This window comes from Oscillatoria salina IIICB1 (assembly GCF_020144665.1).
Lineage (GTDB): Bacteria > Cyanobacteriota > Cyanobacteriia > Cyanobacteriales > SIO1D9 > IIICB1.
The window spans coordinates 38,668-55,403 of record NZ_JAAHBQ010000022.1 but is presented as its reverse complement, the minus strand read 5'-3'; the positions used below and the strand labels follow the sequence as shown (position 1 = coordinate 55,403).

The window sequence follows — 16,736 nt, the reverse complement described above, 5'->3', positions numbered from 1 at the left end:
GCTTAATCCTCGTGATCTTCAAAGGGATCGCTCAACTCCGTAGAAGGTGGCCCAAAAGCGGTATAAATAGAAAAGGCTGTCACGCCAACGACCACGACAGCAATGCCTATGCTAAGAACTGTTGCTGGTTCCATAGAATAAATCAAATTATGAGTGCTATTCTATTATAATATTACGAAAAGTTGCAAAAAATAACTTAGATTCATCATTGGTGACTTATGGCACAGCGCACACGGTTGGGAGAGATTCTTAAACCCCTAAACTCCGAATATGGTAAAGTCGTTCCTGGTTGGGGAACTACACCCTTAATGGGAGTTTTTATGTTATTGTTCTTCGTTTTTCTGTTGATCATTCTCCAAATCTATAACTCTTCCTTGCTGCTCAACAGCTTTGATGCAGACTGGAGAAGCCTAGGTTTATAGACTCCCGCATTTAATAACAATCAAAAGAAATTTCCAACTTCCCGGCGCGTCCGGGTTTTTTTGCAATTCTATACTAAAAAAAGTACCCTTGGGAAAAATCGCTTTTTTTAGTAGGAAAAAACTAACTTAGGAAATGTTATGAACTTTTTTGGTATTGGTTTGCCGGAAATGGCAGTAATTTTCGTCATCGCACTATTAATCTTTGGACCAAAGAAACTACCAGAAATCGGACGTAGTTTAGGTAAAGCAATTCGTGGATTTCAAGATGCTTCCCGTGAATTTCAGGACGAATTTCAACGGGAAGCCCAACAACTAGAAGAATCAGTAAAAATGAAAGCGCAACTAGAACAAGCAAAAGAACCTCAAACAGTAGCAACTACCGACGAATCGGAAAATGCTACCCCCAGTACCTCCGAGCAAAGTTAACGATCTTAGGGTTGGTTTTTCTCCTAAGAAGTAGGATTAAATTTATAGCCAACCCGCCTAACTGTTTCAATCCAAGTTGGATTAGAAGGATCTGGTTCAATTTTCTTGCGAATTTGACCAATATGAACATCAACTACTCGTTGATCGCCAACATAATCATATTCCCAGACTTCTTGAATCAGTTCCGAACGAGTCCAAACTTTCCCTGGACTACTAGCTAAAAATAGTAGTAAATCAAATTCCAGAGCAGTTAAAGAAACTAAATTATCGTTAATTTTTACTTCTCGACTTTCTTGGTCAATAGCTAGCTTGCCATAAACCAAAATTGGGCGTTCTGAAGGTGTTACAGTACGCTGACGTCTTAAAATCGCCCCGACGCGATATTCTAGTTCTTGCAGGTCAAAAGGCTTAGTCAGATAATCATCAGCTCCTTTAGAAAAGCCTTGGATTTTATCAGCAGAGTCAGTCCGAGAAGTCAGCATCAGGACAAACACATCAGTACGACTTTGCATTCGTTCGCACAAAGTGTAGCCATTGACATCGGGTAAATTAACATCCAAAACTACTAAATCTGGATGAAATTGATCGAATACTGCTAAAGCAGTTTTCCCGTCAACAGCAGATTCAATTTGATAGTTTTTCTGCGCGAGAAAGCGCACGATCAGATTACGGATTGCTGGGTCATCATCTACGACTAAAATTTTGGCAGGGGCCATAGCAATATTTCTGAGTAGAACTAGATATTACGATCTGGGCGCAGGGTTGCGAAATACACGATCTTGTATTGTGCATTTTAGACAATTATGGACGTAGATTCGGTCAAAATCTTGCCCAGGAGACTTCTTGAGAATTAGATGGCTCTGAAGTCTTAACATAAATTTTGATAATTATCAAGGGACAAGTAATAACTGTTAAACTAATAACTGACTTGATGCCAGAATTATATTTTAAGGATAGGCGATCGCTGTGGAAGTCTTTGGCTACAGAAACGCTAAACTAACAACAAAGGGAGGTATTGATTAAACTAAGGAATGTAACTTAATGTTAAAGGCTGTGAAACCACCAAGCGCACTTAATGACACCAAGTGCAACAGCACTGTTACCAGTTTAAAGTTTCTCAACACCACCAGAAATGGCAACAGCGAAGGAGGTAATCGATGAGCGACGAACAAAATCCTTATCAAAAGCTTGGGGTATCTGAAGATGCTTCCTTTGAGGCGATCCAAGAGGCGAAAAATCGCTTAACTCAACAGCACAGTAACGATACTAAGCTCAAAGAAAGCATCGAGACAGCCTACGATGCGATTATTATGGATCGGCTCAAACAGCGTCAGCAAGGGAAAATTAAGGTTCCAGAGCGAATTCGTTTCCCAGAAAAGGTTGCCCCAGCACCACCAAAATTTACGCCACCGACTCTGAATAATTCTCCTGGGTGGCTGCAACAGTTGTGGGATACGCCCTCACAGTCCGAGATTCTTTGGTCAGCAGCAGTATTTGCGATTTTGGGCGGTTTGACGCTATTCTCTGACTCTAGTAATCAGTCAATGCTATCGTTGACGATCGCTTTGGGTTTTGGGGCTTGTATTTATTTTCTTAACCGCAAGGAGCAAAAGTTTGGTCGTTCGGTATTGCTGAGTTTGGTTGGTTTACTGGTTGGTGTCGGTTTGGGAACTTTGCTGGCTAGTTTCCTGACGCAGCAATTACTCGGTATTGGTTTATCGGCTGAGGTGTTAACGACGCTGCTGAGTTTGTTGTTCTTTTGGCTAATTTCGAGCTTTTTGCGTTAAGGGGAAGGGTCGTAATTTAGCTGCTTAAATAGCGATCTCTCGATTACTTTGTCTACGGCTTCACTGAGGTTGTTGACGATCGAGTTGGGCTGATATTTCTCTAGTTGAGCGCGAGAACGAATACCGCATAACACGCCAATCACTTTGATTCCGTGGGTTTGCGCGGCGATCGCGTCGGCTTCTGTATCTCCTACCATCCACACTTCTTCGGCTGGGGGTAATTCCCCTAAAGCTTTTGCCATCAACAGCGTTTTGTCACTGACATCGGTGGTTTTGGGATAATCGGCGGCTAAGGCGTAGCAGCGATCGCGCCTAAAAAATCTTCTGAGATTATAGCGATCGAAGGCGATTTCGATTTCTCCTAACCGACGCATGGTTAAGACAACTAGGTCGATTCCTAAAGATTGTACTTTTTCTAAGGCAGCTACCGCTCCTGGAGATAATTTATCGTGGATGAGAAAAGGTATATTATGGATGATTTCCCGTCGCATCCGAGCGAATTTTTGCCCTTGCTCTGGATCTAATCCCGACATTTGGGCGATTTGTACTTCTGGCGTACGCGATCGCTTTAATTGCCAAAATTCCTCTTTCGATAGTTTTCTGACTGCTTGTTCGCTTCTTTTTGTCTTCTCTAAGCATAATTGATACACGCAATAATAACGATCCGATACGTCCATAATTGGACCGTCGAAGTCTGTAATTAGTCTTAGCATTCTTCTCTCTCAAGCAAGTTTGAGTGTTAATTTTAATCACAAATATCTAGTAAAATGACATTTTGTGGTAACCACTATTATGATAGCCAAACTGTGTTTAAAAAAGGTAAACTTTACCAGTGAGCAGTTACCAGTGAACAGTTACCAGTGAGCAGTTATCAGTGAGCAGTTATCAGTGAGCAGTTACCAGTGAGCAGTTATCAGTTTGTTCTCTAATTCTTCCTAGTCTTCCAATTTCCCAGTCCCCAATCCCCAGTCCCCAATCCCCAGTCCCCAGTCCCCAGTCCCCAATCCCCAGTCCCCAATCCCCAGTCCCCAATCCCCAATCTCCAGTCCCCAATCCCTATAAGTGATATGCTGTCGATTTCTGAAGCTTTATCTCTCGCTTTTCAACAATACCAAGCAGGTTCGAGAGAACAAGCCAAGCAACTATGTGCGAAAATTTTGGAAAAATCGCCGAATCATGCTGATACCTTACATTTACTCGGAATTTTAAAGTATCAAGCAGGAAATGTTGCTGAAGCGCTGGATTTGTATCAACGGGTATTGAAATTGATGCCCGATAATCCCGACGCGCATAGTAACTTAGGTATGGTACTGCGCCAGCAGGGAAAGGTGGCAGATGCGATCGCCCATTATCGACAAGCAATTCGCCTCCGACCAAAATCCGCAGCATTTCACAATAATTTGAGCGTAGCCTTGAATCAAGTCGGAAATATCTCCGAAGCCCTCGAACATTGGCAAGAGGCGATCCGGCTCAATCCTGACTACACTGAGGCGCTAGTTGCGGCGGGGAACGTATTAATTAAACAGGGAAATTTCTCTACTGGAATTAATTATTGGCGACAAGCAGTTAAACTCAAACCTAACTCGATGAAACTGCATAATGATTTGGGGATGGCTTTAAAAGAGCAAGGTTTATTAACCGAAGCGAGGTATCATCTAGAAGAAGCTGTCGCCCTCAAACCCGACTCGGCAGAAGTTATTACTAATCTCGGTAGCGTTTATAAAGAAGAAAATTTACTTGCAGAAGCTAAACAACAATATCAAAAAGCTCTCAGTCTCAAAGCAAATTTTGCCGAAGCACATTTTAATTTAGGTTTAGTTTACTTGTTACAAGGCGACTTGAAACAAGGTTTTACCGAATATAGTTGGCGTTGGCAAATTCCGGGACAAAATATTAATCCCATTCCGAAACCACTTTGGGATGGTTCATCTTTAGCAGGAAAAACAATTTTACTGCATACCGAGCAAGGTTTTGGCGATGCAATTCAGTTTATTCGCTATGCGTCGATAATTGCTAGTCAAGGTGGTAAAGTTGTTGTTGGTTGTCCGACGGCTTTGGTAAGGTTATTCCAAACAGTTCCCGGTATCGAAAAAGTAGCAACTCAAACTACAGAATTACCGAGTTTTGATTGTCATGCGCCGTTGATGAAATTACCGCAAATTTTGGGAACTACTTTAGAAACGATACCTAATCAAGTTCCTTATTTATTTGTAACTGGAAAAGAGCAAGAAAGTAAGCAAACTTCCTCGAATCTTCCCTACAAAATTGGTATTGTTTGGGCGGCTGGTGTAAGAGGTGCTGATTCCCAAAAACGCTCTTGTGCTTTGCCCAATTTGGTGCAGGGCTTGTTAAATGTGCCAGGAGTTGAGCTTTATAGCCTCCAGAAAGAGCCAAACGAGGCAGATTTGCAATTTTTGCAGTCATCAGGGATTATCGACCTCAGAGCGCAATTAAACGATTTTGCTGATACTGCCGAGGCGATTTCGCAACTGGATTTGGTAATTTCCGTAGACACCGCAGTAGCACATTTAGCGGGTGCGATGGGTAAACCTGTCTGGATTTTACTTCCTTTTGCACCTGATTGGCGTTGGATGTTGGCTCGGGATGATACTCCCTGGTATCCTAGTATGCGACTATTTCGACAGCCAGCACCGGGTGAGTGGGAGGCTGTTTTTCAGCAAGTAACAGAAGCTTTATCAGTTAACAGTCATCAGTTACCGATTCCCAATCCCCAATCCCCAATCCCTAATCCCCAATCACCAATTCCCAATCCCCAATCCCCAATCCCTAATCCCCAATCCCCTTCTGAGACGGAAATTGTACTAGAAATTAAGGGTGGTGATGCAGTTACGACGAATACACCTAGAGTAGCGAAACCAATTAGTAAAGAAAATATTGCTAAGAGTTTACAACAAGCATTAAAACATTATCAAGCGGGTCGTTTTGCCGCAGCCGAACAAATTTGTCGGAAAATAGTGCAAAGTGAGCCACAACAAGCGGATGCTCTCCACTTGTTAGGTATTTTGGCATACGAACAGGGTAATAAGCCAGAAGCGATCGCCAAATATCGTCAGGCGATCGAGATTAAACCAGATAATCCTGACGTATATAATAATCTCGCGATCGCACTGAAAAATCAAGGGGATCTGGATGCGGCGATCGTCTACTATCAACAAGCTATTAGTTTACGCCCTAATTCGGCGGATTTGTATAAAAATCTCGGTTTGGCTTATAAAGAAAAAGGATTGTCAGAGCAAGCTGCGGCTGCTTACCAACAAGCTATTACAATTCAACCCGAGCAAGCTGACCTTTATAATAAATTGGGCATGGTTTATCGGGAGTTGGGTTTAGCTGAAGAAGCAATTGTACAGTATCAACAAGCTTTGAAACTTAAACCTGACTGGGAGGTACTTTACAATAATCTCGGTAACGCGCATCGAGAGAAAGGCGATTTAGCTAGTGCCAAAGTAGCATATCATCAGGCGATCGCCATTAGGTCGAATTACGCACAAGCACAGTTTGGTTTAGCTGGTGCATTATTGATGGAAGGTGATTTTCAGCGCGGTTTTCAAGGCTACGAATGGCGCTGGAAATTAAAGGATAATTCACCAAGGAAATTTCCGCAACCAATTTGGGATGGTTCGTCCCTCGCAGGACGTACAATATTATTACACGCCGAACAAGGTTTGGGCGATACTATTCAGTTTATTCGCTATGTTTCCCGATTGAAAGCTCAAGGTGCGCGGGTAGTTGTGGAAACTCAAAATGCGTTGGTTGAATTGTTTCAAGTCTTAGATGATATTGACGAAGTTGTTGGAAGAGGAAAACCTTTACCTGATTTTGATGTCCATTCGCCTTTATTGAGTTTATCGAGAGTTTTTGGCGATACAATTGATACTATTCCTACTCAAGTTCCTTATCTATTTCCCCCTGCTGATAATCAGCTTCACTTACCTAATTGCTTTTCGGAGAAAAATACAGTTAATGATGTTAATTTGCGCGAGCAAATTCTAGTTGATGATATTAATTTGTCCGGGCAAGATTCAGTTAATGATCTTAATTTAAATGAAGAAATTTCGGTTGATAATATTTACTTTGGTGAGCAAAATTCGGTTGATAATATTAATTTGCGCGAAGAAAATCTAGTTAAAAACATTGACTTACGCGGGCAAAATTCAGTTAATGACATTGATTTAACTGAAGAAACTTCGGTTGATAATATTAACTTTAGCGGGCAAGATCCCCGCACTACAACCCCAATAAAATATTTTAAAGTTGGCTTAGTTTGGGCGGGAAATCCCGAAAATCCTACAGATTATAAACGCTCTAGTAGTTTAGAATATTTTCGGAAACTTTTAGATGTAAATCGCGTTGCTTTTTACAGTTTACAAAAAGAACCAGGCTCGGCACAATTAAAAGAAATTACAGAAGAGAGAATTAGCGATCTTAGTGACGAATTAAATAATTTTGCTGATACCGCGACAGCTATTTCTCAACTAGATTTAGTCATAACTGTTGATACCGCAGTAGCACATTTAGCAGGTGCGCTGGGTAAACCTGTTTGGGTGTTACTGTGTTATGCTGCTGACTGGCGCTGGATGTTAGCAAGAGAAGATTCTCCTTGGTATCCTACCATGCGTTTGTTTCGCCAAAGTCAACCGAATGATTGGCAAGGTGTAATCGATCGCGTGAAACAAGAGTTACAATTGTTAGCAGCAAATCAAGTTGATTCTGCGGATAAGTTGGTAAAACAAGCAATTAAAGCTTATCGACAAGAAAGATTTGTCGAAGCAAAACAAATATGTAGTTTCATTTTACAATCCGCACCGACAAAGGCGAATAAGTTACACATTTTAGCGGTGCTTGCTTATCAACAGCGAGATTTTTACATCGCTACGCAACTCCTAGAAAAAGTAATTGCTTTACAGCCAGAAAATGCGGAAATTTATACACATTTGGCTGTATTCTATCAAGAGCAAGGAAAATTAGCCGAAGCTATAACTAAATTTCAGCAAGCTTTGACACTACAACCCGAAGTTGCTGACACTCATAATAAGTTAGGTGTGGCTCTTAAACAATTAGGAAAAATCCCGGAAGCTGTAACTGCTTATCGCCGCGCTTTGGAATTAAATCCTCATGATGCTACAATCCACAATAATCTTGCCAATTCGCTGAGGATTCTGGGAAAATGGTCGGAAGCAGAGCAACATTGTGAAACTGCGATCGCGCTCGATCCTAATTGTATTGATGCTCGTTTCTGTTTGGCTAATCTAAAATTGATTCAAGGTGACTTGCTTGCGGGTTTCGCTGGCTATGAGTATCGTAAGCGAATTCCACGTTACAATTTCCGCACTTTCTCTCAACCTGTATTAACTAAAGAGACTTTAGAGACAACTTCTCTTCAAGGGCAGACTATTTTAGTTTATGCTGAACAAGGCTTTGGCGATACAATTCAATTTGTCAGATATGTCCTGCTTCTTGTTGCAAAAGGTGCTAAAGTTGTCCTCGAATGTCACCCTCCTTTGCAAAAATTATTTGCTGATTCCTTTAGCACTATAGAGGTAATTAGTCAAGGGGAAAGCTTGTCAGATTTCGACGTGCAAGCATCGATGATGAGTTTACCTCATATTTTCGGGACGACATTGACAACGATACCTAACGAAGTTCCTTATTTGCAGGCGAAATTAGGTAAAAATAAGCTAATTTCCGCTAATAATCAGTTTAAAGTCGGAATTGCCTGGGCGGGAAATCCGGAAAATTGGAGCGATCGCTGGCGCTCGAGTTCGCTTAAGCACTTTTTGGGTTTATTGTCAATACCCGGAATAGAAATTTATAGTCTGCAAAAAGGAAAAGCCGCAGCCGAATTAACTCAATATGATGTCAAAATCCAGGATTTAAGTGGAGAAATCAACAATTTCGCCGACACAGCCGCAATTATCTCCCAATTAGACTTAGTAATTACCGTTGATACCGCAGTCGCTCATTTGGCAGGTGCATTAGGTAAACCAGTTTGGACAATATTATCTCATGCACCCGATTGGCGTTGGTTGTTAGATCGCCAAGATTCTCCTTGGTATCCTACCATGCGTTTGTTCCGACAACCAGAAGCAGGCGACTGGGAAAGTGTCTTTACCCAAATTCAGCAAGAATTACAGCAATTATCAGTTAACAGTGAGCAGTTACCAGTTAACAGTGAGCAGTTACCAATTAACAGTGAGCAGTTACCAGTTAACAGTTACCAGTCATCAGTTACCGATTCCCAATCCCCACTCACCAGTCACCAATTACCCAGATCGGCAAAATTTTATAACAAAAGGGGAGCCAACCTCAAGGAGCAGGGTAAACTAGCAGCAGCCAAAGAGAACTTTGAACAGGCGATCGCGATCGAACCCAATTTCGCGGTAGCATATCATAACCTGGGCAATACCCTCAAAGAAGAAAATCAGCTAGAAGCAGCCCTCAAACAATACGAAAAAGCCATATCTCTCAAACCCAACTACGCCGATGCTCATCTAGACTACGCCTTAACTAAACTAATGTTAGGCGATTTTGCCACAGGTTTTGCAGAATATGAATGGCGTTGGTTAATCGTCGAAAACCAAAAACGAGACTTCACTCAACCCCAGTGGGATGGCTCATCTTTAGCAGGTAAAACAATTTTACTCTACGGCGAACAAGGATTCGGCGATACTATCCAATTTAGTCGTTATATTCCTTTTGTTAAAGAGCGTGGGGCGCGAAGGATTGTCGTTGAATGTTACGATCCTTTAGTGCGGTTAATCGCTACCGTCGGTGGAGTTTCTCACGTCGTCGCAAAAGGTGCAGAATTACCCGATTTTGACGTACAAATTTCTTTAATGAGTTTGCCACATATTTTTGGCACTACCTTAGAAACAGTACCAAACAAAGTACCTTATTTATCTCCCTTGCCAGAAAAAGCTAGAGAGGGAGAGAATAAGACTAATCCTAACTTAAAAGTAGGTATAGTTTGGGCGGGAAACCCTCATAACCGCATTGACAGCAAACGCTCTTGCCAACTACAAGATTTTGAGTCATTGTTAGAGATAGCAGACGTAGAATTTTATAGCCTGCAAAAATGGCAAACCGAAGCAGATCTTGAAAAACTGAGTCAGTTACCCATAGAAGATTTAAGTAACAGTTTAGAAGATTTTGCCGATACCGCAAATGCGATCGCTCCTTTAGACTTAGTAATTACCGTCGATACCGCAGTCGCACATCTCGCAGGTGCATTAGGTAAACCTGTCTGGGTATTACTTCCCTTTGCACCCGACTGGCGTTGGATGTTAAATCGCCAAGATTCTCCTTGGTATCCTACCATGCAACTGTTCCGTCAGCCAAAAGCAGGTGACTGGGAAAGTGTATTTACCCAAGTCAAGCAAGAATTACAACAATTATCAGTTACCAGTAAACAGTCACCAGTTACCAGTCACCAGTCACCAGTCACCAAACCTCAACCCCCAAGTAAACCAAAAGCATTAGGTATAGGCTGGCAACTCAATCCCATGTTAGGCTGGGGCGTATACGGATTGAATCTTACCCTACAACTAATCAAAAATCCTAATTGGGAACCTTTCTTATTAATGCCACCTGCGGCGAATGCTTTAGCTAACCCTCTTCATAGTTTACTACTACGTCCGTTGCTAAATCAGCCGCAGCAATTGCAAAAATTAATCAAAAGTAATCCTGGAAAGAAAATAGCTTGTGACTTTCCCATTTTATCCGCATTGGGTAACGACTTCGCGGCACCACCATCAGCCTTAGTCGGGAAAAAACAAATAGGGGTGATTTTTTTCGAGAATACCAGAATCGAGGCAGAGGCGATCGCCAGAGCAAAATCCTACGATCTTATTGTCGTCGGAAGTAACTGGAACGAGCAAGTCTTGCGAAGTAAAGGTATAACCAACGTTACCACAGTCCAACAAGGAATCGAACCCACCATCTTCCATCCTGCACCAAAAGCGAACTTATTACGCGATCGCTTCGTAATCTTTTCCGGCGGCAAGTTAGAATACCGTAAAGGACAAGATCTCGTAATCGCTGCCTTCAAAAAATTCCACAACCATCACCCAGAAGCACTACTAATGGTAGCATGGCACAACTTCTGGCCCCAGTTTATCAGAGGAATCGAACGCGCAGGTCACGTCAGAGGAATTCCCCAAGTAGATAATAACAAACGCTTGCAAATTATAGACTGGCTCGCCCACAATAACATACCCAAAGATGCAGTCATCGACATTGGACCTACAGCTAATAATCTCATGGGACAAATCGTAAGAGAAGCCGATGTCGCACTTTTTCCCAACCGTTGCGAAGGAGGAACAAATCTGGTAGCAATGGAATGTATGGCTTGCGGTATCCCCACAATATTATCAGCAAACACCGGACACCTCGACCTAATTCAAACAAACAATTGCTATCCCTTACACCAACAAAGTAAAGTAGAGCCAATTCCCCAATTTCCCGGTACAGAAGGATGGGGAGAATCAGACATTGACGAAATAGTCGCCATACTAGAAACAGTCTATCAAAACCGGGAACAAGCCCAACAAAAAGGAACCCAAGCCGCCCAATTCATGCAAAACTGGACATGGGAAAAACAAATCCAGCGCTTACTAACCGTCTTCGACAACACCCTCTAAAAAACCCAAACCATTAACTTTTCACCTCTTCTTAGCGACTTAGCGACTTAGCGCGAAAAAACTATCATGATTAACACCTTATCCAAACAACATTTACTCACCCTTTGCGACAACACCCTATCAAAACCCCAAAACCAATAACTTTGTCACCTCTTCCTTAGCATCTTAGCGACTTTGCGCAAAAAACCACCATGATTAACCAACTTTCGATTATCGTACCAGCATATAACTGCGCCGAAGTAGTCACCAAAACCCTCGACAGCATCATCACCAGCGTCAACTTTTTCCAGCAAAACTACCCTCAATCAGCACAAATCAAATCAGAAATTATCGTCGTCAATGATGCTTCCACAGACAACACTTTAGACATCCTCAACCAGCTAGTCAGCAACAATTATCCACTAAAAATTATTACCCATAATACTAACAAAGGCGCGGGCGCAGCCAGAAATACAGGTGTAAATAACTCTCAAGGCGAAATTTTATTTTTTTGTGACGGAGATGACTTATTTTTACCCCATCATGTTTATATTTGTTTCATGCTGTTGAATCATCAACCGCAACCAGATAAAAACGTATATTTAAAGCTAAAAATTAACGAAAATAATTACACTATTCCTTTACCACAAAAACCAATAGATGCCATTAAAACTGGCGTCAGAATCAAAGACAAAATTCATCCCGGCTGGCGTACACCCATCGAAAATAGTTTAACAATTAACACCTGCGTGCGTCGCAAATGTCACGAATTTATCGGCGGTTTTCCCGAAGATGAAGTTTACAAAAAAATTCGCGGCGGCGAAGATTGCTCTTATTATAAATATTTATTCAAATTCTTTAAAATCGGGACGATTAACTTAGAAACAGTTGAATATGTTCGCTATCCTGGTAATAGCTTTGATAAACAACTAGAAAAATACCAATTTGCCCCAGGAGAGTATCAAGAAAATCTTTCACCGGAAGAGGTTAGCTGGTTTACCGAAGTTGGCAAATTAGAACAAAAAAAGCTAGCACAACTGGTGGAAAAAAGCAAGGGATTAGTTACAATTCAACAAAAATGGCAACAAAATTACCAAGCCGATTGTCAGTCAAAAGGCTATCAGTTTACCCAAGATTGGTTTAGTTTAAATATTCCTTTGTGGGAACAAGTATTTAAGCAATTTGCTCATCAACCAAATTTAAATTTCTTAGAAATAGGTAGTTGGGAAGGGAGGTCTACTTGTTGGCTACTCGATAATATTTTAACCCACGAATCAGCTAAAATTACTTGTATCGATACTTTTGAGGGAAGCGTCGAACATAAAAGTTGGTACGAGCAAGGTTATATTGAATCTTTAGAAGGTAGATTTGACCATAATATTGCTCAAACTAAAGTAGCGGAGAAAGTCAAAAAAATAGTCGGTTATTCCCAAGAAATTCTACGAACTTTGCCGACTAACACTTATAATTTTATCTACATTGATGGTTCACATTTAGCACCAGATGTGCTAGAAGATGCCGCCTTAAGTTGGCGTTTATTGAAAAAAGGAGGTATAATTATTTTTGATGATTATAATGTTACCTTTTCCCCAAATCCCACCGAAAGTGCGAAGTTAGGTATTGATGCGTTTACGGCTGCTTTTCGCGATAAAATTAAGTTAATTCATAAAGGTCATCAAGTAGTAGTCCAAAAAATTGCTAGTTAAGTTTCTCCAAGTAAATTATTTTTGTTGGATCATTGCCCAATAGGTATCAGGACCAGCAGGAACGGTAAAATCAATATCAATAGTATCGGCAATTTTAAAGCCCGCCCGTTTGATTAATTCTAGCCACATTTGTTTGCCTAAAACGCTGTAATGATTGCGATTACTTTGGTGTTGACAACTGGTTTCTGGGGCGGGTACTTCAACATAAAGATAGCCTTGGGGCTTGGTAACTCGATAGATTTCGTTGAGGGTAAAATAAGGAAAAATGCTATGTTCCAAGCAATGTCTACACCAAATTAAATCAAAAGTCTCGTTCTCAAAATCTAAAAAAGATTGATCCATTTCATATACTTCATAACCTTTTTGCTGACAAACAGCAACATCTTCACTATTGAGAGTAATACCAATAGGATGATACCCTTGAGCGGCAAAAATTTCTAAAGCCACACCTTGTCCGCAACCAATATCAAGAATTTTGGCTTGTGGGGGTAGAGAAAATTTCTTGAAGAAGTAATCGATAACTTTTTTGGTAATATTTGTATGGAGTGAAGTTGGCGGTTCGGGATAAGTATCAGATTTAATTTTTTCGAGAAAGTTTTCTAGTTTTTTGATATCAGAGTATCTTAATTTCATGTAGTAAATTTTAGACGAGGTCTTTTTTATTTTACCGAAGTCGGGCTAAAGAATCCTCAAAGGGCAGCCTGCATAACGATCTGTAGCAAATATTTGGGCATTTCGTGTTAGCAAACCGATTAAAGCTTCCTGAGTTGGAATCAAAGAGGCTGAAGAATCACCAAGAAGGTGTCAACTGAGGTTGTTTAAGAATGGAACCAAGCGGTAAGGGCGACAGCGAGAGCATCAGCCGCGTCATCGGGTTTGGGAATAGCATCTAACTCTAGTTCTCTAGCTACTGCTTCTTGAACTTCATACTTATCAGCATTGCCATATCCGGTCAAAGCTTGTTTAATTTGGGCAGGTGTAAATTCCACATAGGGGAGATTTGCTTGAGCCAAAACTAACATAACAACTCCTCGTGCTTGAGCGACGGCGATCGTCGAACTCATCCGATAAAAAAATAGTTTTTCAATGGCTACAAGATCGGGGCGCATTTCTTGGATGAGGAAATGTAGATCGTCATAAATAGTCCGCAGTCGCTCTTCTATAGCAGTTTTCGCTGGAGTTTCAATTACTCCAACATCAAGTAACTGCGCTGGGTGAGATTGGCTTTTGTGGATTTGCGAATTGGGGCAAATAATTGCTCCAAATCCTAAAATTGCTAATCCGGGATCGAGTCCTAAAATGCACTTTTCCATCTAATTTTGATGCGAGGTTGACATCTAATCTGAGGATGCTACCTTAATTGGGCTAGGGTTAGTTTGCTTGCTCGTTGACCTTAAGTCAAGGAAGCAAAGAGAAAAAAGGTGTTCTTGTTGAGGCTCGATGCTCTTCTTAAGTTGAATTAACAGCTTGCGTTCAATCTAGTCAAAGCTTGAGCTGGCGCTCGGTTAAAGTCCCCTCTAACTTACGAATGATGTCTCTCATCTGTTATGTCAATTGGTATCTTTAAACAAGCCTTACGCAATTTCAAAAGTGAAAAACAGTCTTTCGGTTCTACCCGGAGGCGATCGCATCTCAACCGTTGGTGTCAATGGTTAGCTCCGGGTTTGTTTGTCAAACGTTGGTTGCTAATTAGCGTTACTGGTGTTTTGTTTACCAGTTTGGGTATTGCTATTTGGGCGAAGCTGACACCAATTTTTTACTTGATTCAGATTACAGCGAGAGTTTTGGAGACGATCGCCAAAATTCTCCCTAGTTATGTTTCCGGACCTCTGGCGATCGCGATCGGTTTGTTTCTCATTTTTTTGGGACAAACTCGCACTGTGGGTTCGATTACTCAAGTTCTCAAACCCGGAGATTCGGAGGAACTTATCGATGTGCTGATGGCGCATCGCCGCCTCAACCGAGGTGCGAAAATTGTGGCTATTGGTGGAGGGACTGGGCTTTCTTCTTTGTTACGAGGGCTAAAAGAATATAGTGCTAATATTACGGCGATCGTGACTGTGGCTGATGATGGTGGCTCTTCGGGACGACTCAGACGCGAAATTGGGGTTCTTCCTCCTGGAGATCTGCGTAATTGTGTCGCTGCTTTGGCTGATGAGGAAAAGTTACTGACGGAATTGTTTCAATATCGCTTCAAAGCCGGAGATGGCTTGACGGGTCATAGTTTTGGTAACTTGTTTTTAACGGCGATGAGCGAAATTACTGGCGATATCGAACAGGCGATCGCGGCTTCTTCTAAGGTTTTGGCGGTACGAGGACGTGTGCTTCCGGCTACTTTGAGTGATGTCTGTCTCTGGGCAGATTTGGCTGATGGACGCAGAATTGAGGGAGAATCGAAAATTAGCGAAGCTAAAGGGAAAATTATCCGCATTGGCTGTCTTCCAGAGAATCCTCCTGCTTTACCTGCGGCAATTAAGGCGATCGCGGAAGCTGATTATATTATTCTCGGACCGGGTAGTCTTTATACTAGTGTGATCCCCAATTTATTAGTTCCCCAGATTCGTTCTGCGATCGCGAAAAGTAAAGCGCCGCGTATCTACGTTTGCAATATTATGACTCAACCAGGAGAAACTGACGGTTTTAGCGTCTCGGATCACATTCGCGCTATTGACGACATTTGCGGTCAAAAACTTTTTGATGCTGTAGTTGTGAATCGTCGCGTACCTTGCGCTCAAGCTTTGATTCGTTATGCTCAAGAAAATTCCCATCCCGTATTTTTTGACCGCGAAGATGTGGCTAAATTGGGTCGCCGGATTGTTCTCACGAATGTTATGGATGAAGATACTCAAACAGGTTACGTCCGCCACGATCCTCATCGTCTTGCTAGGATTTTATTACGTTGGTATAGTCGCACCCACGGTGTTAATTTTACTGACTAGGGATTGGGAGGTGGGGATTGGGAACACCGGAAGAGGGGGAGGAAGTCGATAGTAAACTGTTTACTGATAACTGATAACTGTTCACTGATAACTGAACCCAATCCCCAATTAACCATGACTCAGCAACAAATCTATCTTCTCGATGCTCAAGCGACTTTTAACTTAGGTAAACGGTTAGGAGAAACTCTCCCCCCAGGAAGCGTTATTTTACTCGAAGGGGACTTGGGGGCGGGAAAAACGACCTTGGTTCAAGGTATCGGTGCGGGATTAGGTATTACGCAAGTAATTGTTAGCCCTACTTTTACTTTGGTTAATGAATACCTCGATGGGAGATTACCTCTTTATCATCTCGATCTCTATCGTCTCTCAGCAAACGAAATTGAGGGTATTTACCCGGAAACCTATTGGGAAGGGAGCGAAGTTTCTCCAGGTATTACGGCGATCGAGTGGGGGCAACGTTTACCCTACAAACCTTCTGCTTACCTCGAGCTGCAACTTTCTCTTTCCCCGCAATCAGGACGAATCGCTACTTTGCAGTTAGTGGGAATTGGCGATCGCGCTTTTCTCCCTTTGATTTCACCTTAATTTCTTTTCTTACCACATCGATCATTTTCTGTCAATGATTTTGTTAAGGATTGACGATAATTAGTAACTGCTTGTTGGACTAATAGTTTAAGTTTGTTTTAACTTGAATTTAAACAACAATTAGGTTGTTTTTGCTTAAATAAATGGAAATTTTCATTCTAATTATAACTCTGATAAATTATTCTCGATTAAGGTTCGATAAAACCAAGATAGACGGCAAAGTTAAATTTTC

At 41.6% G+C, this 16,736-nt stretch carries 12 protein-coding genes; 7 read left to right on the top strand and 5 right to left on the bottom strand.

Annotated elements, in window-relative coordinates:
- Positions 1-2: 2 nt before the first annotated feature.
- Complete coding sequence (gene psbN, locus G3T18_RS08420) at positions 3-134, bottom strand: photosystem II reaction center protein PsbN (RefSeq protein ID WP_224410101.1); 132 nt, start codon at positions 132-134, stop codon at positions 3-5.
- Between the two features lie 84 nt (positions 135-218).
- Between psbN and psbH the strand changes: the two genes are divergently transcribed.
- On the top strand, positions 219-422 hold the full coding sequence (gene psbH, locus G3T18_RS08415) for a photosystem II reaction center phosphoprotein PsbH (RefSeq protein WP_224410100.1): 204 nt from the start codon (positions 219-221) through the stop codon (positions 420-422).
- 138 nt (positions 423-560) lie between these two features.
- A complete protein-coding gene (locus G3T18_RS08410; RefSeq protein ID WP_224410099.1) occupies positions 561-848 on the top strand; it encodes a TatA/E family twin arginine-targeting protein translocase in 288 nt (95 codons plus the stop codon).
- A gap of 23 nt (positions 849-871) precedes the next feature.
- Here the strand turns inward: G3T18_RS08410 and G3T18_RS08405 are convergent, their stop codons facing one another.
- Positions 872-1,564 carry a response regulator transcription factor gene (locus G3T18_RS08405; RefSeq protein ID WP_224410098.1) on the bottom strand — a complete coding sequence of 231 codons (693 nt, stop codon included), beginning with the start codon at positions 1,562-1,564 and terminating at the stop codon, positions 872-874.
- Positions 1,565-2,005: 441 nt separating this feature from the next.
- Here G3T18_RS08405 and G3T18_RS08400 point away from each other — a divergent pair, with 441 nt between their 5' ends.
- Positions 2,006-2,635, top strand: a complete 630-nt coding sequence (locus G3T18_RS08400) for a CPP1-like family protein (protein ID WP_224410097.1) — start codon at positions 2,006-2,008, stop codon at positions 2,633-2,635.
- On the opposite strand, the gene G3T18_RS08395 is transcribed toward G3T18_RS08400, so the two are convergent.
- Complete coding sequence (locus tag G3T18_RS08395) at positions 2,632-3,348, bottom strand: HAD family hydrolase (protein ID WP_224410096.1); 717 nt, start codon at positions 3,346-3,348, stop codon at positions 2,632-2,634. The genes G3T18_RS08400 and G3T18_RS08395 overlap by 4 nt on opposite strands.
- Before the next feature lie 354 nt (positions 3,349-3,702).
- Here G3T18_RS08395 and G3T18_RS08390 point away from each other — a divergent pair, with 354 nt between their 5' ends.
- Together G3T18_RS08390 and G3T18_RS08385 are read left to right on the top strand one after the other, a co-directional pair.
- Positions 3,703-11,295, top strand: a complete 7,593-nt coding sequence (locus tag G3T18_RS08390; protein WP_224410095.1) for a tetratricopeptide repeat protein — start codon at positions 3,703-3,705, stop codon at positions 11,293-11,295.
- Positions 11,296-11,486: 191 nt separating this feature from the next.
- Positions 11,487-12,980 carry a glycosyltransferase gene (locus tag G3T18_RS08385; RefSeq protein WP_224410094.1) on the top strand — a complete coding sequence of 498 codons (1,494 nt, stop codon included), beginning with the start codon at positions 11,487-11,489 and terminating at the stop codon, positions 12,978-12,980.
- A 15-nt stretch (positions 12,981-12,995) separates the two neighbouring features.
- Here the strand turns inward: G3T18_RS08385 and G3T18_RS08380 are convergent, their stop codons facing one another.
- Positions 12,996-13,613, bottom strand: coding sequence for a class I SAM-dependent methyltransferase (locus G3T18_RS08380; RefSeq protein WP_224410093.1), 618 nt, complete (start codon positions 13,611-13,613; stop codon positions 12,996-12,998).
- 185 nt (positions 13,614-13,798) lie between these two features.
- Positions 13,799-14,293 (bottom strand): crossover junction endodeoxyribonuclease RuvC, encoded by a 495-nt coding sequence (gene ruvC / locus G3T18_RS08375; RefSeq protein WP_224410092.1) that lies wholly within the window; start codon positions 14,291-14,293, stop codon positions 13,799-13,801.
- A 234-nt stretch (positions 14,294-14,527) separates the two neighbouring features.
- On the opposite strand from ruvC, the gene G3T18_RS08370 reads away from it, so the two are divergent.
- Positions 14,528-15,919: a gluconeogenesis factor YvcK family protein gene (locus G3T18_RS08370; protein WP_224410091.1), complete on the top strand. Its 1,392-nt coding sequence runs from the start codon at positions 14,528-14,530 to the stop codon at positions 15,917-15,919.
- Positions 15,920-16,033: 114 nt separating this feature from the next.
- Positions 16,034-16,504 (top strand): tRNA (adenosine(37)-N6)-threonylcarbamoyltransferase complex ATPase subunit type 1 TsaE, encoded by a 471-nt coding sequence (tsaE, locus tag G3T18_RS08365; protein WP_224410090.1) that lies wholly within the window; start codon positions 16,034-16,036, stop codon positions 16,502-16,504.
- Positions 16,505-16,736 lie beyond the last annotated feature (232 nt).